The organism is Nocardia cyriacigeorgica, from assembly GCF_010868145.1.
Taxonomy (GTDB): domain Bacteria; phylum Actinomycetota; class Actinomycetes; order Mycobacteriales; family Mycobacteriaceae; genus Nocardia; species Nocardia cyriacigeorgica_D.
This window is the reverse complement of record NZ_JAAGUY010000019.1, coordinates 62,174-82,993: the sequence shown is the minus strand read 5'-3', so window position 1 is coordinate 82,993 and position 20,820 is coordinate 62,174. Positions and strand designations below refer to the sequence as shown.

Annotated in this window: 22 protein-coding genes and 1 pseudogene; 11 read left to right on the top strand and 12 right to left on the bottom strand. The window is 64.3% G+C overall.

The window, feature by feature from the left end; genetic code table 11:
• Positions 1-91 precede the first annotated feature (91 nt).
• Genes GV792_RS20640 through GV792_RS20630 form a run of 3 tightly spaced genes read left to right on the top strand, consistent with a single transcriptional unit; the run spans position 92 to position 1,925 of the window.
• On the top strand, positions 92-1,216 hold the full coding sequence (locus GV792_RS20640; RefSeq protein ID WP_309139135.1) for a sensor histidine kinase: 1,125 nt from the start codon (positions 92-94) through the stop codon (positions 1,214-1,216).
• Positions 1,213-1,770, top strand: coding sequence for a response regulator (locus tag GV792_RS20635; RefSeq protein ID WP_163825924.1), 558 nt, complete (start codon positions 1,213-1,215; stop codon positions 1,768-1,770). Before GV792_RS20640 ends, GV792_RS20635 begins: the two co-directional genes overlap by 4 nt.
• A complete protein-coding gene (locus GV792_RS20630) occupies positions 1,767-1,925 on the top strand; it encodes a hypothetical protein (protein WP_163825923.1) in 159 nt (52 codons plus the stop codon). The genes GV792_RS20635 and GV792_RS20630 overlap by 4 nt, the downstream gene beginning before the upstream one ends.
• 19 nt (positions 1,926-1,944) lie before the next feature.
• Here the strand turns inward: GV792_RS20630 and GV792_RS20625 are convergent, their stop codons facing one another.
• The 3 genes from GV792_RS20625 to GV792_RS20615 all read right to left on the bottom strand — a co-directional run bounded on the left by GV792_RS20625 (position 1,945) and on the right by GV792_RS20615 (position 6,450).
• Complete coding sequence (locus tag GV792_RS20625) at positions 1,945-4,398, bottom strand: ATP-dependent Clp protease ATP-binding subunit (protein ID WP_163825922.1); 2,454 nt, start codon at positions 4,396-4,398, stop codon at positions 1,945-1,947.
• Between the two features lie 321 nt (positions 4,399-4,719).
• Positions 4,720-5,559: a 4,5-DOPA-extradiol-dioxygenase gene (gene ygiD, locus GV792_RS20620; protein ID WP_163825959.1), complete on the bottom strand. Its 840-nt coding sequence runs from the start codon at positions 5,557-5,559 to the stop codon at positions 4,720-4,722.
• 51 nt (positions 5,560-5,610) lie between these two features.
• Positions 5,611-6,450, bottom strand: coding sequence for an NAD(P)H-binding protein (locus tag GV792_RS20615; protein ID WP_163825921.1), 840 nt, complete (start codon positions 6,448-6,450; stop codon positions 5,611-5,613).
• 139 nt (positions 6,451-6,589) lie between these two features.
• Between GV792_RS20615 and GV792_RS20610 the strand changes: the two genes are divergently transcribed.
• Both GV792_RS20610 and GV792_RS20605 read left to right on the top strand, forming a co-directional pair.
• On the top strand, positions 6,590-7,390 hold the full coding sequence (locus tag GV792_RS20610; protein ID WP_163825920.1) for an alpha/beta fold hydrolase: 801 nt from the start codon (positions 6,590-6,592) through the stop codon (positions 7,388-7,390).
• 38 nt (positions 7,391-7,428) lie between these two features.
• A complete protein-coding gene (locus tag GV792_RS20605; protein ID WP_163825919.1) occupies positions 7,429-8,268 on the top strand; it encodes a MerR family transcriptional regulator in 840 nt (279 codons plus the stop codon).
• On the opposite strand, the gene GV792_RS20600 is transcribed toward GV792_RS20605, so the two are convergent.
• A complete protein-coding gene (locus GV792_RS20600; RefSeq protein WP_163825918.1) occupies positions 8,225-9,436 on the bottom strand; it encodes a pyridoxal phosphate-dependent aminotransferase in 1,212 nt (403 codons plus the stop codon). The two genes, GV792_RS20605 and GV792_RS20600, sit on opposite strands and share 44 nt — an antisense overlap.
• 124 nt (positions 9,437-9,560) lie before the next feature.
• On the opposite strand from GV792_RS20600, the gene GV792_RS20595 reads away from it, so the two are divergent.
• Positions 9,561-10,109, top strand: coding sequence for a winged helix-turn-helix transcriptional regulator (locus GV792_RS20595; RefSeq protein ID WP_309139134.1), 549 nt, complete (start codon positions 9,561-9,563; stop codon positions 10,107-10,109).
• Between the two features lie 47 nt (positions 10,110-10,156).
• Here the strand turns inward: GV792_RS20595 and GV792_RS30245 are convergent, their stop codons facing one another.
• Positions 10,157-10,966: an AraC family transcriptional regulator gene (locus tag GV792_RS30245; protein ID WP_163825916.1), complete on the bottom strand. Its 810-nt coding sequence runs from the start codon at positions 10,964-10,966 to the stop codon at positions 10,157-10,159.
• 86 nt (positions 10,967-11,052) lie between these two features.
• Between GV792_RS30245 and GV792_RS20585 the strand changes: the two genes are divergently transcribed.
• Complete coding sequence (locus GV792_RS20585; RefSeq protein WP_163825915.1) at positions 11,053-11,928, top strand: SDR family oxidoreductase; 876 nt, start codon at positions 11,053-11,055, stop codon at positions 11,926-11,928.
• A 326-nt stretch (positions 11,929-12,254) separates the two neighbouring features.
• Here GV792_RS20585 and GV792_RS20580 read toward each other — a convergent pair whose 3' ends face one another.
• From GV792_RS20580 to drt4, 3 genes are all read right to left on the bottom strand, one after another.
• Positions 12,255-13,721: an AAA family ATPase gene (locus GV792_RS20580; RefSeq protein ID WP_163825914.1), complete on the bottom strand. Its 1,467-nt coding sequence runs from the start codon at positions 13,719-13,721 to the stop codon at positions 12,255-12,257.
• Between the two features lie 161 nt (positions 13,722-13,882).
• A complete protein-coding gene (locus tag GV792_RS20575) occupies positions 13,883-14,662 on the bottom strand; it encodes a helix-turn-helix transcriptional regulator (RefSeq protein WP_309139137.1) in 780 nt (259 codons plus the stop codon).
• 346 nt (positions 14,663-15,008) lie between these two features.
• Positions 15,009-16,535, bottom strand: coding sequence for an antiviral reverse transcriptase Drt4 (drt4, locus tag GV792_RS20570; RefSeq protein WP_163825912.1), 1,527 nt, complete (start codon positions 16,533-16,535; stop codon positions 15,009-15,011).
• An 813-nt stretch (positions 16,536-17,348) separates the two neighbouring features.
• Between drt4 and GV792_RS20565 the strand changes: the two genes are divergently transcribed.
• Positions 17,349-17,675, top strand: coding sequence for a putative quinol monooxygenase (locus GV792_RS20565; RefSeq protein WP_163825911.1), 327 nt, complete (start codon positions 17,349-17,351; stop codon positions 17,673-17,675).
• 113 nt (positions 17,676-17,788) lie between these two features.
• Here the strand turns inward: GV792_RS20565 and GV792_RS20560 are convergent, their stop codons facing one another.
• From GV792_RS20560 to GV792_RS30380, 3 genes and pseudogenes are all read right to left on the bottom strand, one after another.
• Complete coding sequence (locus tag GV792_RS20560; protein WP_163825910.1) at positions 17,789-18,157, bottom strand: DUF397 domain-containing protein; 369 nt, start codon at positions 18,155-18,157, stop codon at positions 17,789-17,791.
• A gap of 10 nt (positions 18,158-18,167) precedes the next feature.
• On the bottom strand, positions 18,168-18,734 hold the full coding sequence (locus GV792_RS29750; protein ID WP_256668230.1) for a DUF5753 domain-containing protein: 567 nt from the start codon (positions 18,732-18,734) through the stop codon (positions 18,168-18,170).
• A 99-nt stretch (positions 18,735-18,833) separates the two neighbouring features.
• Positions 18,834-19,043 (bottom strand): annotated as a pseudogene (locus GV792_RS30380) (helix-turn-helix domain-containing protein); the annotation flags it as partial.
• Between the two features lie 268 nt (positions 19,044-19,311).
• Between GV792_RS30380 and GV792_RS20550 the strand changes: the two are divergent.
• The 3 genes from GV792_RS20550 to GV792_RS20540 all read left to right on the top strand — a co-directional run bounded on the left by GV792_RS20550 (position 19,312) and on the right by GV792_RS20540 (position 20,462).
• On the top strand, positions 19,312-19,554 hold the full coding sequence (locus GV792_RS20550) for a hypothetical protein (RefSeq protein ID WP_163825908.1): 243 nt from the start codon (positions 19,312-19,314) through the stop codon (positions 19,552-19,554).
• Between the two features lie 207 nt (positions 19,555-19,761).
• The gene (locus GV792_RS20545; protein ID WP_163825907.1) at positions 19,762-20,271 is read left to right on the top strand and encodes a DUF4254 domain-containing protein; all 510 of its coding nucleotides are present in this window, start codon (positions 19,762-19,764) and stop codon (positions 20,269-20,271) included.
• Between the two features lie 5 nt (positions 20,272-20,276).
• Positions 20,277-20,462: a hypothetical protein gene (locus tag GV792_RS20540; protein WP_163825906.1), complete on the top strand. Its 186-nt coding sequence runs from the start codon at positions 20,277-20,279 to the stop codon at positions 20,460-20,462.
• Positions 20,463-20,469: 7 nt separating this feature from the next.
• Here GV792_RS20540 and GV792_RS20535 read toward each other — a convergent pair whose 3' ends face one another.
• Positions 20,470-20,703 (bottom strand): hypothetical protein, encoded by a 234-nt coding sequence (locus tag GV792_RS20535; RefSeq protein WP_163825905.1) that lies wholly within the window; start codon positions 20,701-20,703, stop codon positions 20,470-20,472.
• Positions 20,704-20,820: the final 117 nt, after the last annotated feature.

Sequence of the window (20,820 nt, the reverse complement as noted above, 5' to 3'; positions counted from 1 at the left end):
CGGCGGGCGATGTCACGACAGCTGTCCGCCCGCATATCGCGGCGGCCCGCCTGGTTGCCGGATGTTCTGCTAGGCGCTGTTCGTCACCGCTGTGCAGGTGCAAAGTGCCACGATCCCGGTGCCGCTCGCGCCGGTCTCGGCGCCGGTGTCGGCGTTCGGGTACGCCTTGTTGATCGTGAGTGGCGTGGTCATCGTCGCCCGTCGCCGGCGGCCGGTGCTGGTGTTCACGATCACCGCGGTGACAAGCCTCATCTATTTCGGCCTCGACTTTCCCGATCGACTCTCCTACCTCGGACTTTTCGTAGCGCTGTACACCCTCACGGCTTACGGTGACGGTCGCCGATCGCTGATGATCGTGGGTGCGGGGACCACGGTTCTCGGTATCGGCTGGCTCATCGCGGCAGCCGATATCGAGCCGCGGGTGGCCATCGGCTGGGTGTTCTTCCGAATCGGCGGGTCGGTGATCAGCGCGGCGCTCGGCGAGTCCGTTCGATCCCGCCGGGTCATCGCCGCCGATGCGCAGGAGCGGGCGGAACTCGCGGAACGATCCCGAGACGAGGAGGCCAGGGCCCGGGTCGACGCCGAACGACTGCGCATCGCCCGCGAAGTGCACGACACCGTCGCCCACGCCATCGCCATCATCAATGTGCAATCCGGTGTCACCGCACATGTACTCGACAAGCGGCCCGAGCAGGCCCGCGAAGCACTGCACACCATCGAGCAGACGAGTGCGCGTGCACTACGCGAGATGCGCGCCATCCTCGGTGTGCTGCGCGATGGCGACGAGCGTGCACCTCATCCCGGTCTCGAGCAGATTCGTGACCTCACCGACAAGGCCCGCGACGCCGGGCTCGATATCGATATCGAGCAGATGTCGCCGGTGCCGTCGCTGCCGAGCGTGGTCGGCAGCGCCGCCTACCGCATCGTGCAGGAATCGATCACCAACGTCATCCGCCACGTCGGCCCGACCCGAGTGGCCGTAGCGATCCACTCCGGGCTCGACGACCTGCAGATATGGGTAACCGATGAGGGCCGACGCGACACCACCGCGCTGCTGGCCGGCGCAGGCAGCCCGGCCACGACCGGCCGCGGAATCGTCGGGATGCGCGAACGCTGTCAATTGCTCGGCGGCGACCTCGACGCGAAGTCGCGTCCCGGTGGCGGTTTCGAGGTCATCGCCCGCCTGCCACCCGCCCCCGCGGGGTCGTGTCTGTGAACCCGACGCCGCCGATCAGGGTGCTGCTCGCCGACGACGAACGTCTGGTCCGATCCGGCTTCAAAGTCCTGCTCGACCTGGAAGACGACATCACCGTCGTCGGTGAGGCGACCAACGGTGCCGAAGCAGTCGAACTGGCCCGCACCACCCGTCCTGATGTAGTCCTGATGGACATCCGCATGCCGCGGGTGGACGGGATACGCACCACCGGTCGGATCGCCGAGACCAGCGGGCTGGAGCAGGTCAGGGTCCTGATCCTGACCACCTACGACACCGAAGACAACGTCTTCGACGCCCTGGAAGCGGGCGCGAGCGGGTTCCTGCTCAAGGATGCGGGCCCCGCCGAGCTCCTGCACGCCATCCGGGTGATCGCCGCCGGTGACGCCTTGCTCGCACCCCGAGTCACCCGCCGCCTCATCAGCAGATGCAGGACACGGTTGCGGTCATCGCTCAGGACGGGCAGACCATCGATTACGGCCTCGGCCTGCACCGGACCGAGCTCCCGGGTTGCGGCACCTTCTGGGGCCACGGCGGCACGGTGTTCGGAGCTTTGACGTGGTCGTGGACCCGCGCCGACGGTAAGCGGCAGATGACGGTGGCGATGAACCTCGTGCGGTGGAACACGCTGGACGCTACCGGGACACCGCAGCCCCACCCCATCGACGACGCATTGTCGGTTCTCTACCAGCAGGCGAGGTGCGGTAACTGAACTTCCGATTCTTCCTCCGTCACGGGGCGGCCTCCACAGTTGTCGCCCCGCGACGCTCCACCGCCGCCAATTGCAGTCCGTTGCTGTCGGCGTCCAGGCGCACGGTGTCGCCGGATTTCACGTCGCCGTCGAGCAGCAGTCGTGACAGCTTGTTGTCGACTTCTTTCTGCACCGTGCGGCGCAGCGGACGGGCACCGAATTCGGGTTGGTAACCGTGCTCGGCCAGCCAGTCGACCGCAGGTTCGGCGACGTCGAGTTCGATGTCCTGAGCTCGCAGCAGGCGGCGGGTGGCGTCGAGCACCAGATCGACGATGCGGTGGATCTGCTGCTGGTCGAGGCGGTGGAAGACGATGGTGTCGTCGATGCGGTTGAGGAATTCCGGACGGAAATGTGAGCGCAGGCGCTCGGTCAGCTTCGGGGTGATCGAGTCCAGATCCCCTTCGGGTGCGGACAGGATCAGATCGGAGCCGATATTGCTGGTCATGATGACAATCGTGTTCTTGAAGTCCACTGTGCGGCCCTTGGAATCGGTGACCCGGCCGTCGTCGAGCAGTTGCAGCAGCACGTTGAACACATCCGGGTGCGCCTTCTCGATCTCGTCGAACAGGATCACCGAATACGGCTGGCGGCGCACCTTGTCGGTGAGCTGGGCGGCGTCGTCGTAGCCCACATATCCGGGAGGGGCGCCGACCAAACGGGATACGGTGTGCTTCTCCTGGAACTCGCTCATATCGAAGCGGATGAGCCGGTCCTCGTCTCCGAACACCGCCTCGGCCAGCGCTTTTGCCAGTTCGGTCTTACCGACGCCGGTGGGGCCGAGGAATAGGAACGAACCGATCGGCCGGTTCGGGTCCTTGAGCCCTGCCCGCGCCCGGCGCACTGCTTCGGCGACCGCGACGATCGCCTCGTCCTGGCCGATCACCCGTTTGTGCAGCACATCCTCCAGTTGGAGCAGACGCTGACGCTCCTCGGTAGTGAGATCGGCCACCGGGATACCGGTCTGCCGGGAGATGACCTCGGCGATATCGGTGAGGGTTACCTCGGGCGCCTCCGTTGTGCCCGCATCGTCGAGTTGTTCTTCGGCGACAGCGATCTCGGACTTGAGCTCCTTGGCCTTCTCATAGTCCTCGGCAGCGACCGCGGCGTCTTTCTCCCGCCGCAGGCGCGCCACTTCCTCCTCGCGTTCGCGCACATCGGGGCCGGGTGTCCGAGTCCGCAATCGCACCCGCGCGCCTGCCTGATCGATCAGGTCGATGGCCTTGTCGGGCATGAACCGGTCGGTGAGGTAGCGGTCCGACAGTTCCGCGGCGGCAACCAGTGATTCGTCGGTGTAGTGCACCTGGTGGTGCTCTTCGTAGACGTCGACGAGCCCGCGCAGGATCTCGATGGTGTCGGCCACCGAGGGCTCCGGCACCATCACCGGCTGGAAACGGCGTTCCAGGGCGGCGTCCTTTTCGATATGACGGCGGTACTCGTCGATGGTGGTGGCGCCGATGGCGTGCAGTTCTCCGCGGGCCAGCGCCGGTTTGAGCAGATTGCCCGCGTCCATCGAACCTTCCGACCCGGCGCCGGCGCCGACGATGGTGTGCAGTTCATCGATGAACACCACCAGTTCGTCGGAGTGGGCACGCACTTCATCGAGGATCTTGGTCAGCCGCTCCTCGAACTCGCCACGGTATTTGCTGCCGGCGACCAGGGAACCGACGTCGAGCGCGACGACGCGACGGTCAGCGAGCGTGCTCGGCACATCTCCGTTGACGATCCGCTGCGCCAAACCCTCCACGATGGCGGTCTTGCCGACGCCTGGGTCACCGATGAGCACCGGATTGTTCTTGCGCCGCCGGGACAGGATCTCCACGGTCTGCTCGATCTCCTCGGCGCGCCCGACCACCGGGTCCACCTTGCCCGCCCGCGCCTCGGCGGTGAGATCGCGACCGTATTCGTCGAGGGTCGGCGTATCGCTGTCCTTGCGTTGGCCGTCGCTGCCCGGCAGCTGTGTGCCCGCCATGGCCTGCGCCGCGGGCGTATCGAGTTCGGCGATACCGAGCAGGATGTGTTCGGGTCCGATGTAGCTGCTGCCCGCATCGGCGGCGCTGCGCTGGGCGTTGCGCATGGCCCGTTTGGCCGACGGGCTCAGCGCGAGCGTGCCGTTGCCGTTGCTCGCGCCGCGTCCCGGGACGACTTCGCGCATCTTCATGCCGAGTTCGTCCGGATCGTGGCCGAGTTCGGCGAGAATGCCGCGGGTGGGTTCGACCAGGGTCGCCGCGTAGAGCAGGTGTTCGGGTGTGATCTCCGGACTTCTCCAGTCCTTGGCCGCGGCTTGCGCGGTGGCGACGAGTTGTTTGGCGTTGTCGCTGAGCAACCGGCCGAGATCGGTGCGCTGCACCGGTGGCCGTTCCGACATTCCGGGTCCGAAGAACCGCTGGAAGATGTCGTCGAAGGAACTCATCGAACTGGGCCAGGACTCGGTCATTGTCACATCCCATCTCGGCGTTACCGACTGCGGTCACCAGCGCCGGCGGGCCCCGACGGCGCCTGCTTCACAACGTGACGCTCCTTTCGACTCGCGCGTTCGGATATGTGCTGCCGGAACGGAAGTCACCGGTTATGGGACGAAAGCGGGGCGCTCCCCTACGGCGATCGCTGGTCTCGACGGCACCCACCCACACGGCGGGAAACTCTCGGCGACCGCGATCGGTATGTTTTCGCCCACCTGTGCCAGCGCTTGGGCAACTGGGCGCAAGCTTACGCGGTTCACTGCCGCCGCGTGGCTATCCGAGAGCAACCCGGAGGGCTACATATTGCTGTCGGTGGCGGGCACGTCGGTGGGTAGATCCGGTGCGCCAGGCATATCGGCCGCGTTGTCCGGGCAGCTCGCGTCCAGCGCGTAGGCGGCCATGGAGATCGATCCGCTCGCGTGGCCCTGTACCAGCGGTGTGAGCGGCTCGTCACCGGCAAGGCCCGCGATGTAGAGCAGCGGCAAATAGTGGTCGGGGGTCGGTACGGCGGCGGCGAAATCCGGGTGCCGGTCCAGTGCGGCGACCTCGGTGGGAGAGCTGGTCAGGACATCGCGGGCGTCGTCGTCGAACCGCAATGCCCAGTCGTAGCCGCTGTCGGGCAGGCCCATATCGATGGCACGCAGATTGTGCACGATATTGCCGCTGCCGACGATGAGCACGCCGTCATCGCGCAGCGGCGCCAGCTTGCGGCCCAGATCCAGGTGGTAGTCGAGGTCCTTGTAGGCATTCAGGGAGAGCTGGACGACCGGGATCGAGGCGTCCGGGAAGGCGTGAACCAGCACAGACCAGGTGCCGTGATCGATACCCCAGCTGTCGGCATCGCAGCCGACCCAATGCGGTTCAGCGACGTCGGCGACCTGATCGGCCAGCGCGGGCAGGCCCGGCGCCGGGTATTGCACCTCGAACAGTTCGGGTGGAAAGCCATAGAAATCGTGGATGGTGCGCGGATGCGGCATCGCGGTGACCGCGGTGGCATTGATGTACCAGTGCGCGGAGATCACCAGGATCGCGCGTGGACGCGGAACCGAAGCGCCGAAGGCGCGCCACGCCTCGGTGTAGCGGTTGCGTTCGATGGCGTTCATGGGATTGCCGTGTCCCAGGAACGCCGCGGGCATGCGGGTCGTCGGCACTCCGGCCTCCTCAGTCGTCGCGCTTCGTCGCCGTCACTACGTCGTTTCGGCCAGCAGTTCGGTGAAGTCCTTGGCGGGATGGCCGGTGAGCCTCGACACCGTATCGGTGACGACGTCGAGTTCGCCGGTGGCCATCGCCTGATAGGAGCTCACCCAGCCGGTTAGTTCCCACTCCTCGGCACCGTATTCGGCACGGCTCGCATACGCCTCGTCGAGTGATTCGGGGTGATAGGTGATAGAACGGCCGGTGGCGTCGCTGATCATGGCGGCAGCTTCGGTGAGCGTGAAGGCCCGGGGTCCCGTGACATCGTAGGTGTGGCTGTCGTGTTCGGCGCCGGTGAGGACGGCGACCGCGACGTCGGCGACATCGTCGCGAGCAACGGCGCCGATCCGCCCGTCACCGGCGGGGCCACGGATGACGCCGTCTTCGCCGGCGAGCAGGGGCAGCATGTCCTGATAGAAGTTGTCTCGCAGGAAGGTGAACTCCAGGCCGCAGGCGCGGATTTCCTGTTCGGTCCACCAGTGATCACGTCCGAAGGTGAAGGTGCAATCGGGTGCTGCGCCGACGAAGGAGACGTAGACGATGCGGCGCACCCCCGCGGCGACGGCGGCGGCAACCACGGCCCGCTGCCGGTCGGCGCGATCGCGCGTTTCGGTGGCCGAGACGAACAAAAAGGTGCCGACACCGGCGAGTGCCGTGCGCACACTCGCGGGATCGGCGTAATCGGCCACCGCGAAATGCGCACCGGGAAGCTGCGGCGCCCGTGCGGCATTACGGCCGAGCAACCGCTGCTCGATTCCCACGGAAGCCAGCCTGCGCGCCACCCGGCCGCCGATCGCCCCGGTCGCCCCACTGACTGCGATCAGCTCGCTCATGGCTCGATCGTATGGGCGTTGGACACGAGACAGCCGCACCTCGGTGGGCGAGTCGGTAGTGCGCGCTCCGTGGCATCTCGCGAACCGGCGGCACCCGGTGGTTGACCATGACGCAGGGGCAAGGTCGCAGTATGGCGGCATGACGGCGACACCCGATCAGTTCACGGTCCACCATGACGGAGTCACGATTCCGGTATCTCGGGGCGGCCGAGGACGACCGCTGGTCCTATGCCCCGGGCTCATGACGACACAAGTCGATCTGCACGAGCTCACCCACCTGTTACGGCGCGATTTCGACGTACTGACTTTCGACCTGCGCGGCCATGGCCTTTCGTCGGGGGCGGCGCACTACTCCTTCACGGCGTTCCGCGGCGATTTCGTCGCCGTGATGGCGGAGCTCCGACGGCACGGCCTACCCTCGGCGCCGGTGCTCGTCGGCCACTCGCTCGGCGCGGATGTGATCGTGCACTATGCCGCCGAACACCCCGACGACGTCGCCGAACTCGTACTCATCGACGGCGCGAATCCAGTGCCCGAACCGTTCCTCACCGAGGCCGACATGCCATGGTTTCGCCAACTGTGGGAGGAACTCGTGAGTGTGCATGAGACCGCCAGGGGTACTCCGCGTCAGATGCTGCTGACCGTGCAACAGATCCTCGACATCAACGTCGAGCTGGACGTGATTCGATCCGGAATCCTCGACCGGTACCGGGATATCGACTGCCCGATCCGCATGATCATGTCGGCTTCGATGGCAGGTGACAGCGAGGACGAGCGCGTCGGGCGGTACAACCGGAACTGGCGGGCAGGCATCGAGCGACTGGCCCGCGAGCGTCCACGCACTGCCGTGTCCTGGCTCGACGCCGACCACGGACTCGTCGTCACGCATGCCTCCCCCCTCGCCGAGATCATCCGCGGGCGAGGACATCCAGCCGTCTGAGGCTCATCATCAGCACCCGTGTTCGAGGAGACTTACCCATGCTGACCATCGGCGAGCTGGCATCGTACGCCGGAGTAACGGTGCGGGCGGTGCGGCACTACCACACCAAAGGGCTGTTGCCAGAGCCGGAGCGAGACCACTCCGGCTATCGCAGGTACCCCGCCAACGCCCTGGTCGAGTTGATCAGAATCAAGATCCTCGCCCAGTCCGGGGTCCCACTGGCACGCGTGCGAGAACTGCTCCGGGCCGATGAGAACGAATTCGCCGCGGCGGTGGCCGATATCGACACGCGGTTACAGGATGAGATCAGCCGGCGGCAGCGGCACCGCGAACAGATCGCCCGCCTCACCACCGGGGACAACCTGGCTCTGCCCCAGGAAATAGTCGAATTCCTCGACCGGCTACGGGCACTCGGGATCGATGAGCGGATAGTCGAGCTCGAGCGCGACGGCTGGATCCCACTCGTCGCGCACGCTCCCGACCATGTCCCGGAATGGCTGGCACGTAAGCAGAAACAACTCGACGACCCGCAGCTCATCGATTTCTATCGCATCCTCGGCCTGGCACTCGACCGCGCCGACGACCGGGAGCTGATCGAGCTCGCCGACACGATGACCGTCTACATCACCCAAATAGCGGATGAACATGGCGAGGACTACCTCGGCGGCGCAATCGAGGCAGCATTGGTCGAGCTGTTGGACACTCTGGCATTCGACACCTGGCCGCCGGCCCGTCGCCTGATCGAGCTGCTGGCCCAGCGAGGCTGGACCGGCTGGACCAGGCTCGCGCGCGTGGATCCGGCCGGCGATGGCTCGACGGACGGCATCTCGACCACTACTGCCGGTAGGTGGCCAGGAAGCGCCCGATCCGTTCGATGATGGCTTCGAGATCGTCGGCATGCGGCAGGGTGACGATGCGGAAGTGGTCGGGGCGCGGCCAATTGAAGCCGGTGCCCTGCACGATGTGCAGCTTCTCCTGCAGCAGTAGATCCAGCACGAACTTCTCATCGTCGTGGATCGGATACAGTTCGAGATCGATCTTGGGGAACGCGTAGAGCGCGCCTTTGGGTTTCACACAGGAGATTCCGGGGATGTCGTTGAGCGCTTCCCACGCGCGGTCACGCTGCTCGCGGAGGCGTCCGCCGGGCAGAGTGAGGTCGTAGATGCTCTGATGCCCGCCGAGGGCGGCCTGGATCACCTGCTGGCCGGGGACATTCGCGCAGAGGCGAAGACCGGCGAGCATCGTCAGGCCCTCCAGGTAGTTCGCGGCGTGCTGGGTCGGGCCCGACACCACCATCCAGCCGGAGCGAAAGCCCGCGCAGCGATAGCCTTTGGACAGACCCGAGAACGTCAAGCACAGCAGGTCCGGGGCCAGGGCGGCCGTCGCGGTGTGAGCGCCGCCGTCGTAGTAGATCTTGTCGTAGATCTCGTCGGAGAACACCATGAGGTTGTGGCGGCGGGCCACTTCGAGGATGTCGCGCAGCACATCCTGCGAATACACCGCGCCGGTGGGGTTGTTCGGGTTGATGATGACGATCGCGCGGGTGCGTTCGGTGATCTTCGACTCGATATCGGCGACATCGGGGAACCAGTCGGCGGATTCGTCGCACATGTAGTGCACGGCCCGGCCGCCGTTGAGGGCGGTCGCGGCGGTCCACAGCGGGAAATCCGGTGCGGGGACGAGTACTTCGTCACCGTTTTCCAGCAACGCTGTCATGGCCATCATGATCAGTTCGGAAACGCCGTTACCGAGGAACACCTCCTCGACATCGACGTCGGGCAGCCCGAGCGTCTGGTAGTACTGCACCACCGCGCGACGAGCCGAGAGCAGGCCCTTCGAGCTGGAGTAACCGCTCGAATTCGGCAGGGTCCGAACGATGTCCTGCAGGATCTCCTCGGGTGCCTCGAATCCGAACGGCAGCGGGTTACCGGTATTGAGCTTCACCACGTGATGCCCTTCGGCTTCCAGTCGCGCGGCGTGCTCGGCTACCGGGCCGCGAATCTCGTACGACACTCCCGACAACTTGCTCGACTGCTTGACCTGCATGGACGCCCTCTTTCGATGTGGATGGCGTAACTCTACTTGGAAAATCCAAGTTAGCACTTGGATTTTCCAAGTCCGAGGTTAGAGTGGCAGGGTGCCACGCCGAAACTACGATCACCATTGCGCTGTGAGCCGGGCCCTCGAGGTCGTCGGCGACCGCTGGGCGCTACTGGTGGTCCGCGAACTCACCGCCGGGCCACGCCGGTACAGCGATCTGTTCGCCGACCTGCCAGGTATCAGCACCGATGTGCTGGCCGCGCGGCTGAAGGAGCTCGAACGAGAGGGGATTCTCACGCGCCGGCGGGTGGGTCCTCGCGCAACGACGGCCCTGTACGAACTCACCGCCGCCGGTATGGGGTTGCGGCCGGTACTGGAAGCGCTGTCCGTATGGGGCACCCCGCTGCTCGGCGAGCGTCGCACCACCGACGCCGTCCGCGCACACTGGTTCGCACTACCGCTCGGACGCGCCGTCGCCGAAGTGGTTCCGACGGGAACGGTCACAGTGCATATCGGCGAGACGACGTTGCACTATGTCATTACCGATGACGGCCTCACCCATCACGATGGCGCGGCCGACGAAGCGGATCTCGAAGTGCACCTCGACCTGGATGTCGCGACCGACGTCGCCAAAGGCACGCGAGTGCTGACCGACATACTCGCCGACAGCCCTCCGTGATCGCACTTGTGACCTGACCCAGCAGGAAACCGGCTCTTCTGGCCACGTTACCGGTTAGGACCCCTGCAAGCGGTCGGCGCGGGCAGCTCGCCTCGGAAGAAGGTGGCCGGTGGTACACCCATGAGTGACCGGAAGTCGGCGGACAGATGTGATTGGTCGTAGTAGCCGGCGGTGGCGGCCACTTCTGCCCATGGCGTAGTTCCAGCCCGCACGAGAATGCCGCGCACTCGGCAGATCCGCTCGAAGTGTTTGGGCGACACACCGATACCCGTAGCAAAGAGATTACGTAGCTGGCGCTCGCTCACCGTGAGCTCCGCGGCGAGATCCGGTATCGCCGTGGTTGTACCGGCACCGATCGCGTCGACGGCGTTCCGCAGCAGTCGACGATGGGAACGCTGCGTCTCGGTTTCCGAAATATGTTGCGGAAGAGCTTCTTCCAGGAACGACAACATGTCCGCTGTCGGTCTATGTGTCAACTCGTTGGCGAGAACACCTACCGCTCCGGGCATATCGGCGAGGGGGAATACGCCGTCGGCGAGTTCCGCAGCGCGAACACCGAGCAACTGCCGGGCAGTGCCAGGGGCCAGTCGAATACGCAGGCAGTCGCCGGGTTTGTCGGCCTTCGAGTACGACGCGCGAGTCTGCGGCCCCACCACAAATGCCTCCGTGCGCCCCAAGGCCTCGGTACGCAGCACCACCGACGTCATGGCCTGCGGGATGTAGACGAACGCCCCCTGGAGGTCGGTGACCGTCGGAATTCGCCCCAGGTCGGTCAGCCACGGCCGCAATGACTCCGGCACCGGCACGCGCGACTCCAGCAGGTCGATGTTGCGCGCGGGCGTCTCGGCTGTGATCACCTGATCACAATAGGCCCAATTTCAGCTCCGCGAGTGTGCCGAATATTCCTATAACTCCCGGTCATCGAACCGCCACGATGGTCGGCATGATTCTCGTAACCGGCGCGACCGGCACCATCGGCAGTGAGATCCTCCGGCAACTGGCCGGACGTGGCGACAAGGTCCGTGCGGTGACGCGCGACCCCGAACGCGCCACCGTCCCGAGCGGCATCGAGGTGGTGCGCGGCGACTACACCGATCCCGCATCCATGGCCGCGGCTATGACCGGAACCCGAGCCGTCTTCCTCGTCAGCGTCCTCGGCCCCGACGATATCGACACCGACCGCGCCCTCATCACAACCGCCGTTTCGGCCGGGGTGCAGCGCGTCGTGAAACTCTCTGCGATAGGCACGGGCGATCCCGCGCTCGGCCGGGTCGGCACCTGGCATCTGCCCGGCGAGCAGGCGGTCCGCGACAGCGGCCTGGAATGGACGATCCTGCGCCCCAGCTCCTTTGCCTCCAACACACTGCGCTGGTTGGATGCCCTGCGTGCCGGGCATCCGGCACCGAACCTCACCGGGACCGCCACGCAAGGCATCATCGATCCACGCGATATCGCAGCGGTTGCCGTCGAAGCTCTGACGGCAGAGGGACATGCCGGACACACCTACACCCTCACCGGCGCCGAACTGCTCAGCGTCCCGGATCAGGCTGCGATTCTCGGTGCAGCGCTCGGCCGCGAGGTGCCCGTCGCCGATCTTCCGGAGGACACCGCCCGCCAACACATGCTGGAGGCCGGTATGACCGCCGAGTACGTCGACGGCGCACTCGCCGGTCAGCGTTATGTCCTCGAGGGTCGCAATGCCGTCGTCACCGACGATGTCCACCGCGTCCTCGGCCGTGCGCCGCGTACTTTCGCGGAGTGGGCGGCCGATCACGCATCCGCGTTTGCCCCCGACGGCGACAGGAGTGCGGTCGGCTAGGTCCCCGACGAGCCGTGGTCCCGTCGCCGAGCCGATACCTGGCCCGGATCGGCTACGGCGCACCCGAATTCCGCGATCAGTTGTCGCTACCGATCGCCGCGGCGCACGGCCCGCGTGCGATCGGCTAGCCGAAGACATGGCTGCCGACACCCAGATCCGTCACGAACGCCGACGGCGCCATCATCCTCGCCCAGAAACCGCCCCGACTCCGACACAGCAGCGGGACTGCGCGCGGTATCGAATGGGTGAGCACCAGCTGACCGTGGGCAGCCTTCCACACCGGTGCCGCCTCACCACCGACGGGATTCTTGATCGAACCAGCTGATCTACCCGTAGAGGTCGGCGAGCCCGATCAAGGAGATATCGGGCTCCGACGCTGCTGCCTGCACAGCGTTGTCGTTGAATCCAGCGCCGCTGAACAGAATCAGCCGAGTGTTGCTGGTGTCGTAGCGGCCGGCGCGTTCGATGAGGCTGCGGATGTGCCGGAGCCGGTCGATGTGGGCACGTCCGATGGTGTCGTTCCATTTCGCCTCGCCGATGGCGAGCAGCGGAGGCTTCCTTCCGTCGTCGAGTCCGATGACCGCGACATCGACCTCATGACTGGTCCGGCCAGTGGCATCGGGGACGATGCCGTGGCCGACTCGTGCGGGCAAGCCCCCGAACACTTCCGGGTCGGCGTGGTGCAGCGCCCATTCGCGGCAGATCTGTTCGAAGTGCGGGCCGAGCACGTTGGCGGTGAAGCGACGTTGACTTGCCTGCCACACGCGGCGCGCACTACCGGGACGCTCCAACTGATCCCAGACCGGTCGCATGATGGCGTGATAGAAGCCGATCAGCGGCTCAGAAATCCGGTACGCGGATCTGTTCTGCCGGAACACATCCGCATCCCGATGTAGCAGGCCGACATCTTCGAGAACGTTGATCGGGTGTGTGAGATCTGCGGCCTTTCGTTCGAGGTAGCCGGCGATACCGCCCCGCGTCGCATTTCCATTGGCGACCGCGCCGAGCACCGACAGATACAGTGCCGCGTCACGCAGGTCCGGCTCCTCGGCCAGCAGATAGCGCGGCTCCCGGAACAGTGGTGTCTCCGGGTTCAGCACCGTGCGTTCGACCCACGAGTCGAAGTCGGCGGCGTCGGCGGGGACATCGCCGCGGGCGAACTCTCTGCGGTAGGCCGGTGTGCCGCCGACGATCGCATTGACCCGGACCGCCAAGTGCGGATCGGTGATACCCCAGAACTCCGCCGCCAGCTGGTAGTCGAGTGGACGTACCAGCAGTTCCAATCCCGCTCGCCCCCGCAGCGGCGCGCTGCCCGACAACAACTTGCCCATGAACGACAATGCCGAGCCGCACAGAAGCAGCCTGGTCCGTGAGGTCGTTCGCTGCTCTCGCAACGGACGGAACGCTTCCTGGATGATCGAAGGCAGTTCCGGATTGACCTTTGCCAGATACGGAAACTCGTCGATCACGACCGGGACGGGCCGGTCGGACCCCAAGCCGAGAAGGGTGTCGATCACCTCGTCCCAGCGCGCGAAGTGAAACGGACTCGCCGGACGGATATGGTCGGTCAATGCCAGGCTGATCCGCCGCAATGACTCGGCGTCCGCCGCTTCCGTCGCCCCGAAGTAGAACCCACCGGCCGCCCTGGTCACCGCCTCGAGCAGGAACGTCTTGCCCTGCCGACGCCGCCCGGAAACCACCCCGAGGGTGGCACCGGGCTGGCCGTCGGTGACGAAACGCGACAGCGCCGCCCACTCGTGATCCCGGTCGAACATATCCAGCGGTTTGTCCATGCCGCTCCAGTTTGTAGAAGTACAGTTTTAAGAACTATACCTATACAAACAGCAGCACCGCTGGTATCCGCAGGTAAACGCCCATACTTTGCCGCGGCAGGTATTCGTTGGCGACAGATACGAGCCTTCGGCTAGCTGACCCGCCACCGCGACGAGCCCCACTAGGTCGACGGGTGGCGGCTTTGGCTCAGTGTGTGGTGGTCAGCCAAATCAGGTGCGGGGTCGGTGAGTGCGGCGAGCAGTTGAAGCGAGGCGGCCGCCTCGGATTCGGCGGGCGCGCTGTATATCATCATGGTCATGTCCGGGTCGTCGGGGGCGCGCATGGCGACGTAGTCGAGCGCGAGTTCGCCGATGCGAGGGTGGTGGAATCGTTTGCGGCCGCGAGTTTTCGCGTGCACGTCGTGGCCGGCCCACAGACGCCGGAAATCGCTGCTGGCCAAGGAGAGTTCTCCGACGAGTCCGGCCAGTTGGGGATCGTCGGGATGGCGGCCGGCGTCATAGCGCAAATTGGCAACGGTGTCGCGGGCTTTGATTTCCCAGTCGGGGTAGAGATCTCGTGCCGTTTCGTCGAGGAAGACCAGGCGAGCCATATTGCGTTCGGCGGCCGGTAGCTCCGGGAAATCAGCGATCAACAGCCGCGCCAGCTCGTTCCACGCCGGCACGTCGAGCCGGCGACCGATGATGTAGGCGGGCACCGACGCCAGCGCGGTCAGCGCTTGCCGCATCCGCGGCCCGACCTGTTGCGGACGGCTCGGCCGCTTGCGGCCCGTCGGCGGTTTGGCGAGATTGTGCAGGTGGTCGCGTGCGTCGGCATCAAGTTGGAGGGCGCGAGCGACAGCGTCGAGCACGTCCGGTGACATGTTGCGGGCACGGCCCTGCTCCAAGCGGGTGTAGTAGTCGACGCTGACTCCTGTGAGTGGTGAAACCTCCGAACTCCCTATGGTCTGAGCTGCGAATCTTCAACCGGACCGGCATGATCCCGCATCGCAAACCACTGTCGTATGGACCGTGCACGGTGCTCATTCTCTACCTGCGGGCCACGCGCATCTCGAGAATCACTAGCGGACTCCGGCGCGGAGCCGTTCTTTCCTGCCAACCGCGCCAGCAAACCCCGCGAATACGCCCGCGCCCGATGACGCGGCTCCGACCGCAGAAGACGTCCAGCCACTCGCCCGCACAACTCGTCGAACCCAGCCGTCCACGCGCCACCAGTGGGTGCTCCCTACTTACTCGCGAGCGCCCCGGCGAGTACAGCGACCGGCGTCAGGCGGCGCAAGAACAGTTGCGTTACCTGAGGAAACTAACCCTGTGTTGAACTAACAAATCGAACGCAGTTTTAGCTGCCACATCTTTCGGGTCATTTCCATACGGATTAGCGATTACCCCTTGTCGAAATAGTTCATAGAGTAGTACCCAACTCCTATCGATGTCGTAGCCGATTGCGGGCGCTGCCAGAAGGTCTCTTGCATACTTCTCAACAGCTGCGACGGCGTTACTCTGCCCAAGGTGGTGCAATAGGAGAATCGGAATGCAGTCCGCCGAGTCAATGACAGCCTGAGTCGCGGATTGTTCTATTTTCACTCCCTCCGAACGCATGATGTGAAGCACCCAAGACATACCATCTGATCGCCTGAATCGAGCATGTCTTTTAAGAAGCATATTCAGTTCATCAGCATAATCGATACCGTCGGCGTTGCTGATATCGAATATATGACTTACTTCCGGAAGCAAGCCTGGGCTATGGAAGCAGATCGTAAACAGGCAGGGGAGGATTTCATCCGCGCGGATCTCGATATCCTTCGTTCGCAATACTGCGTCTATTGCGAACTTTAAGACGCTACCGTCGGGCGATGTTTTAGCCAGTTCCAGAGCTTCTTCAAGATAGGGCTCCAATCGAGAAAAGTGAGTGGGCCTCGGAATCTGCGGTATGAGAGTGCGCATCCAGTCGGGTTTGTCAGGAAGAGGCAGAGGCTCGACTCTCGTCTTTCTCCCATTAAGCTTCAACCCGAAGGATGACAGCGCTTTAGAGAGATCAAGAATGAACTCTTCGGCCTCTTCTCGGTTCTTGGCGTAGAATTCATAGTCATCCACAAAACGAATATACTTGTAGCCCAATTTCTTCAAGGTTTCGTCGACGGCACTTAAGACCATCTCAGCCCCCAGCGCAGAAGTGCCGGGGCCCACATGAAGCCCTAATGTTTCCCCACGATTACAGTTGCGAAACCGCATGTCCAATTCGTTGTACCAAAGACTTGGCTGTCTATTTTGCTTGGCAACCTGATGCCCGACGAGCGCCCATGGTATCGAGTGTGTGTAGAAACCCGGATAGAAGTTGGCTATATCGGCCGATACCCGATACTCGGCCCCGAATCGAATCCATCGATTAAACAGATTGTTCTGCGATTTCTGCTGTCCGTAGTTCATCGCAAACAAGCGTCCGTCTCCATGGTTCGCGGGACGAAATTGGCTATAACTATTTTTGGATATGAATTTCAGCGAATCCCAATTCTGGGCGATTGTATCGACCAGGTGCACGTAAGGCAGGGGGTGTGGAATGGAAAGTTGTCTAGCCACCAAATTGAACCTGGTCGCCTCATATGGCACAGCATCGAAGTCCCTGCGTATACCGTTCCCTGACCCGCACCGCGAAGTCACTTCACGAGCAATTTTTACAGTTAGCGCTGTCGAATTTAGAGAGGGCGGAATTTCGTCGCGGCGCTTTCCCATAGCCGGAAGGTAGTTATAACGCAGCAGGCTAGAATGCACCTGTGTCGATATTGGTGTGCGGAACCGCATACCACCGAGTTTCACCATCAGGCTCTCAGATTCCTCTCGAATTACTTCAATACATGTGCTCGAAACTTCAACTATAACGCAGACATAATGGTTCTATCGATCCTTTTACGCATGAGAATCACGGCTCATGGCGCTGTCCCTCCGGCCTAAGAGCACGTCTCATGTCGTGGCGTTTGTTCGAGTTGTGTCTGAAGTGGCTGGTCGCATGCTGTTGGTCGTGACCGATGCGATGTCGTTGTGGCTGGTGCCTGACGAGTTGCGGACCTTGGACTGCCCTAGTCCGCTGAGTTCGCGATCCGTCGGTAGGGCGGTGGGTACCGCCCGGGCTGATGGGCGGGCGGTGTCCACGGGGGTGGTGGACCGGTGGTTGTGCGTGTCGGATGCTGGCGCAGTCAGCCAGGGTGAGTGTGCCGACTGCGCATCGCCGGTTTACGAGGTGGACCGAGGCGGGCATATGGCGGCGGCTGCAGCACTTTGGCTCCTCCGGCAACGAAGGCTGGACCGGTCGCTGGCTTCCGTTCGGCCGTTTCCTTGAGGAGTATGTAACGGACATCTCACCCCGCCAGCAGAGCGAGCTCCTCACGCCGAAGCCCGGGAACCCGGCGTTGGCCGCCGAACTGGCGGCGCCGGCTTCATCGGGTTGCAGCTGAGCGCGGCGGGTTTTGAGGAACTCGCTGAGCTGTCGTGCACGGTCCATGCCCTCAGATTCTCAGACGGTCGACCCGCCCTGCCCGGTCCTGCCAGACCCAGGCAGGACCGACCCCGGCCGAACCGAGCACTGGGTGGAGTGGTCACGAACCCACACCATGGTCAACGTCCGCTGCGGCAGACATGACGATCCACATCCTCATCGATCAGGAGTCACCCGCATGTCGAACACGCTGTCCATCATCGCCAGGCCCGGGCAGGAGCAACGCCTGCGCGACGCAGCTGATCGCGATGATCGCACCATCGCTGGCCGAGGAAGGGGGCCTGGGCTATCAGCCCTACGTCGATCCCACACGCGCGGACCGGGTGCTAATCGCGGAGGAATGGACCGATGCCGCGGCACTGGAACACCACTTCACCCTGCCGCATTTCCAGCACGTGGCGGCGGTTCTTGCGGAGATTCTCGCCGAGCCGTTCACCCTGCGCCGCCTGACCGACATGCCGGCCTGATGTACATCCGCGCCCGCCAGGGCTGCGGATGAAGTCGTGCTGTCGCCCGCCGACCGAGTCGTGGCCGATCGTTCCGAGTTTCGGCCACGACCTTCAACGTGTGAGTACGCAGATCAGGCGGCGGCGAGCAGCGTGAACTCTCCGGCCTGGATGCCGGCGGTAAAGGCGTCCCACTCGGCCGGGGTGTAGGTGAGGACGGTGCCGTCCGCAGCGCGGACCGACATACCGCCGTCGCGAGCCGGCGCAAGTGCCAAGCCGTCGACTGTGGCAGGCGCGCGCCGCACGGCGGCATCCAGGAACCTCGACCATGACGCCGTCGGGATCACGACCATCGGCTGGCCACTGTCAGCGTCTGAGCGCTGCTTGCTGTCACGGACGAGCACTTCGCCGTCGGAGAATCGGACTTCGACGCACGCTGAGGACTGGTTCGAGGCAGATGCCTTGAACCAGCCACGCAGCCGTGGGGTGACCCTGGCGTTCATGAACCTGATCCTACTCACCCGCAGAATCCAGCTCGGCCGCCAATTTCTCGAGCAAACCGAGCGAACCCTCCGGGCTGAGCGACTCGCGTTGCAGGTGGCCGAATACCGATGACATGTCGCGAATGCGGCCGGTGTCCTCCACTAGTTCGCCATATCCCGGCACCTCCGCCCACCCGACTGTCGGTAGCTGCGGACGCGCAAAGTCAAGGATGTGGATTGTCGAGCATCCGCCGATGGCTCCGGTTCGGCTCGAGAAAGGTAGGACGCGGAAGTCAATCGTCGCCGGATAGCGATTGATCATGTCGACAATGTGCAGCAATTGACGCCGTAGTACGCCAGGACCACCGGTCTGCTGCCGCAAAACAGCCTCGCTGACAACAACATTCAGGCGAAGCGGCTCCGCATCCGACAACCGCTCCTGACGCCGCATCCGGGCTTCGACCCGTTGCTGGACTTCGATCTGCCGAATGAACGCGGTATCGGCAGTGATGATGGCTCGCGCGTACTCCTCGGTTTGAAGCAAGCCAGGAACCAGTACCGCATCGACCGCGCTGATTTCCTCGGCACCGTACTCCATACCCCACAATCGGAGCTGCTCCTCTGGGAAGATGCCTTCGTACTCCGACCACCAGCCCCGCTGTCGAGCCAACGTCCGCAGTTCGATCAGCTCCGCTTGCTCATCATCGGAGAATTCGAGCAGCTGTAGCAGCTTCTTCAGCTTGTCCTCAGGCAAGATCCGCTGATCCCGCTCGATCTTCGGCCAATACGTTGTCGAGAACCGAAGCGCCTTCGCGACCTGCGGGCTTGTGATTCCCAGCTCTTCACGCCGCTTACGCGTGCGATACGACAGTTCCCACCTTGCGACCACCGGCGAACTCGGCGCCATCGATACAGGCCCCTCTCATCGTGAACGTGTTGTGAGAACACTACATCAACCAGGGATATTACAGTTGTCATTTCGCCTGGCAATGCACTTTAAATCATGGCTTGACTACGAGGTGTTCTTCGATCTAACCTCCACCGTGTCGGTCGTCACAACGGCGCGGCGACCATCTAGCGGAGGGGCAAGGATGATGCAGCTCGTGTCGGGGGTCGGGACCGGGAGCAGCTCTATTCGGCGGACAGCGTGGTACGTGGGTCAGAATCGGTGGTCCATGCTGTGGCTGCCCGGTCGCACGGTGTCGACCGAATGCGCGGTGGCCGCGATCCGGACGGCGGAGGCGTTGGACAGTCGTCCGGGGATCGGCGACCCGAGGTGGGCGCGGATGCACTCGGATGTGTCGCTACTCGGGTACACCGCGCGCGAGTTCGCCTCGCTACTCGATATCGATTGGCCGATCCCGGACTCGCCGCCGAAGCGTGTGCGGCGCACCGGTTTCTGGTCCGCTCGCGGGTGAGGCGCGCAATGGGCGAGCTGTTGATGTTCGTTCTCGGCGCGTGTTCAGGCGGTGCGCTGGCGTGGCTGGGTCTGCGCCTGCTTTGCCCACGGAGCGAGCAGGACACCGGGTGGTCGGTGCGGAGCATCGAGGCGCGGATCGGATACGAGCGGGCAGTTCAGCGTGCGCTGAGCTCCCGCCCGGTTTCGCTGCGGGGAGGTGACATCCGTGCCGATCGGCGACAACATGCTCCCATCGGCTGACGAACTGCTGTCCGCGATCCGGTGTGGGCGCACGGACGGTGCGCCGCTTCGGGAATGGGCTTGGCAGCTCGCCGTTCTGTATCGGGATCTGATCGTCGATGCGCGTGAGCGAACCGGCATTCGGGCGGGGATCAGCGGCATCGTGCACGACATCGACTCGTGGCTGGCCGGGCAGTTGCCGAACACGCGGTGCGGGCCAGTGAAGGGCACCGAATCGCTCGGGTCGGTGGTGGCGCGACTGGCGGAAGCACAGGTGGTGGCGTGCTGGGAATTGACGCGTCTGCCAGCGGGTGATGACCGCGTGCATCGAGCGTGGGTGCAGCTGGCCGAGCTTCGCGACGGTTACGACGATCTGGTGCCGGTGGTGGCATCAGGACGAATCGATCTGCCCCGATCGTGGCGTGGAATCGACGACGCCGAACGCGAATTCAACGATCCGGACTATCGAAACCGCGCCCGACGGGAGCGACGGTGACACCGATGCCGCACAGCATCTACGTCCAAGCCGACGGCCGATTGGCCGAACACATGTGCCGGGTGCACCTGCTCGACCTCACCCTGCCTCGTGCGCGGCAGCTACTCGACGTACACCGCCGACACCTGCCCGACGACTGCATGGTCCACCTCGCAGCAGCAGTACTGCTCTTCGCCGAAGACGACGATTAGCGCCGTATTAGGTGGCAGCCCCCGCCGACCCGGAATTGAGCAGACCCAGCAGGTCGACCAGCAGGAACTTCACCAGAGGATTGGTGCACCCCTGCGCCCCGCACCCGACATCGGCCGATCCCAGCATCGGCCCGTCCACAAAACCGGGCTGCGTCGTTGCGGATGCGGGCGCCGCGATCGCGAGCTGAGCTGCGGGCGAAAGCGCGGCGACAACGGCCACGGCGGCGAGAGTGCGTTTCATCGGATCCTCCAGGTTGCATCGGTTCCCCGACCACGTCGAACGCCTGTGAACAGTAGGGGTGCGAAGGTGCCGCCGGTAGACCCCAACGGTGGGGGCCACCCCCCTTCGGCTGCGGGA

Excerpts from the sequence above, each read along its gene's own strand:
- GV792_RS20625 (WP_163825922.1), bottom strand. The coding sequence starts at position 4,398 with ATGACCGAGTCCTGGCCCAGTTCGATGAGTTCCTTCGACGACATCTTC.
- ygiD (WP_163825959.1), bottom strand. The coding sequence starts at position 5,559 with ATGCCCGCGGCGTTCCTGGGACACGGCAATCCCATGAACGCCATCGAA.
- GV792_RS20615 (WP_163825921.1), bottom strand. The coding sequence starts at position 6,450 with ATGAGCGAGCTGATCGCAGTCAGTGGGGCGACCGGGGCGATCGGCGGC.
- GV792_RS20610 (WP_163825920.1), top strand. The coding sequence starts at position 6,590 with ATGACGGCGACACCCGATCAGTTCACGGTCCACCATGACGGAGTCACG.
- GV792_RS20605 (WP_163825919.1), top strand. The coding sequence starts at position 7,429 with ATGCTGACCATCGGCGAGCTGGCATCGTACGCCGGAGTAACGGTGCGG.
- GV792_RS20600 (WP_163825918.1), bottom strand. The coding sequence starts at position 9,436 with ATGCAGGTCAAGCAGTCGAGCAAGTTGTCGGGAGTGTCGTACGAGATT.
- GV792_RS20585 (WP_163825915.1), top strand. The coding sequence starts at position 11,053 with ATGATTCTCGTAACCGGCGCGACCGGCACCATCGGCAGTGAGATCCTC.
- GV792_RS20580 (WP_163825914.1), bottom strand. The coding sequence starts at position 13,721 with ATGGACAAACCGCTGGATATGTTCGACCGGGATCACGAGTGGGCGGCG.
- drt4 (WP_163825912.1), bottom strand. The coding sequence starts at position 16,535 with ATGGTGAAACTCGGTGGTATGCGGTTCCGCACACCAATATCGACACAG.
- GV792_RS20565 (WP_163825911.1), top strand. The coding sequence starts at position 17,349 with ATGACGATCCACATCCTCATCGATCAGGAGTCACCCGCATGTCGAACA.
- GV792_RS20560 (WP_163825910.1), bottom strand. The coding sequence starts at position 18,157 with ATGAACGCCAGGGTCACCCCACGGCTGCGTGGCTGGTTCAAGGCATCT.
- GV792_RS29750 (WP_256668230.1), bottom strand. The coding sequence starts at position 18,734 with ATGGAGTACGGTGCCGAGGAAATCAGCGCGGTCGATGCGGTACTGGTT.
- GV792_RS20550 (WP_163825908.1), top strand. The coding sequence starts at position 19,312 with ATGCTGTGGCTGCCCGGTCGCACGGTGTCGACCGAATGCGCGGTGGCC.
- GV792_RS20540 (WP_163825906.1), top strand. The coding sequence starts at position 20,277 with ATGCCGCACAGCATCTACGTCCAAGCCGACGGCCGATTGGCCGAACAC.
- GV792_RS20535 (WP_163825905.1), bottom strand. The coding sequence starts at position 20,703 with ATGAAACGCACTCTCGCCGCCGTGGCCGTTGTCGCCGCGCTTTCGCCC.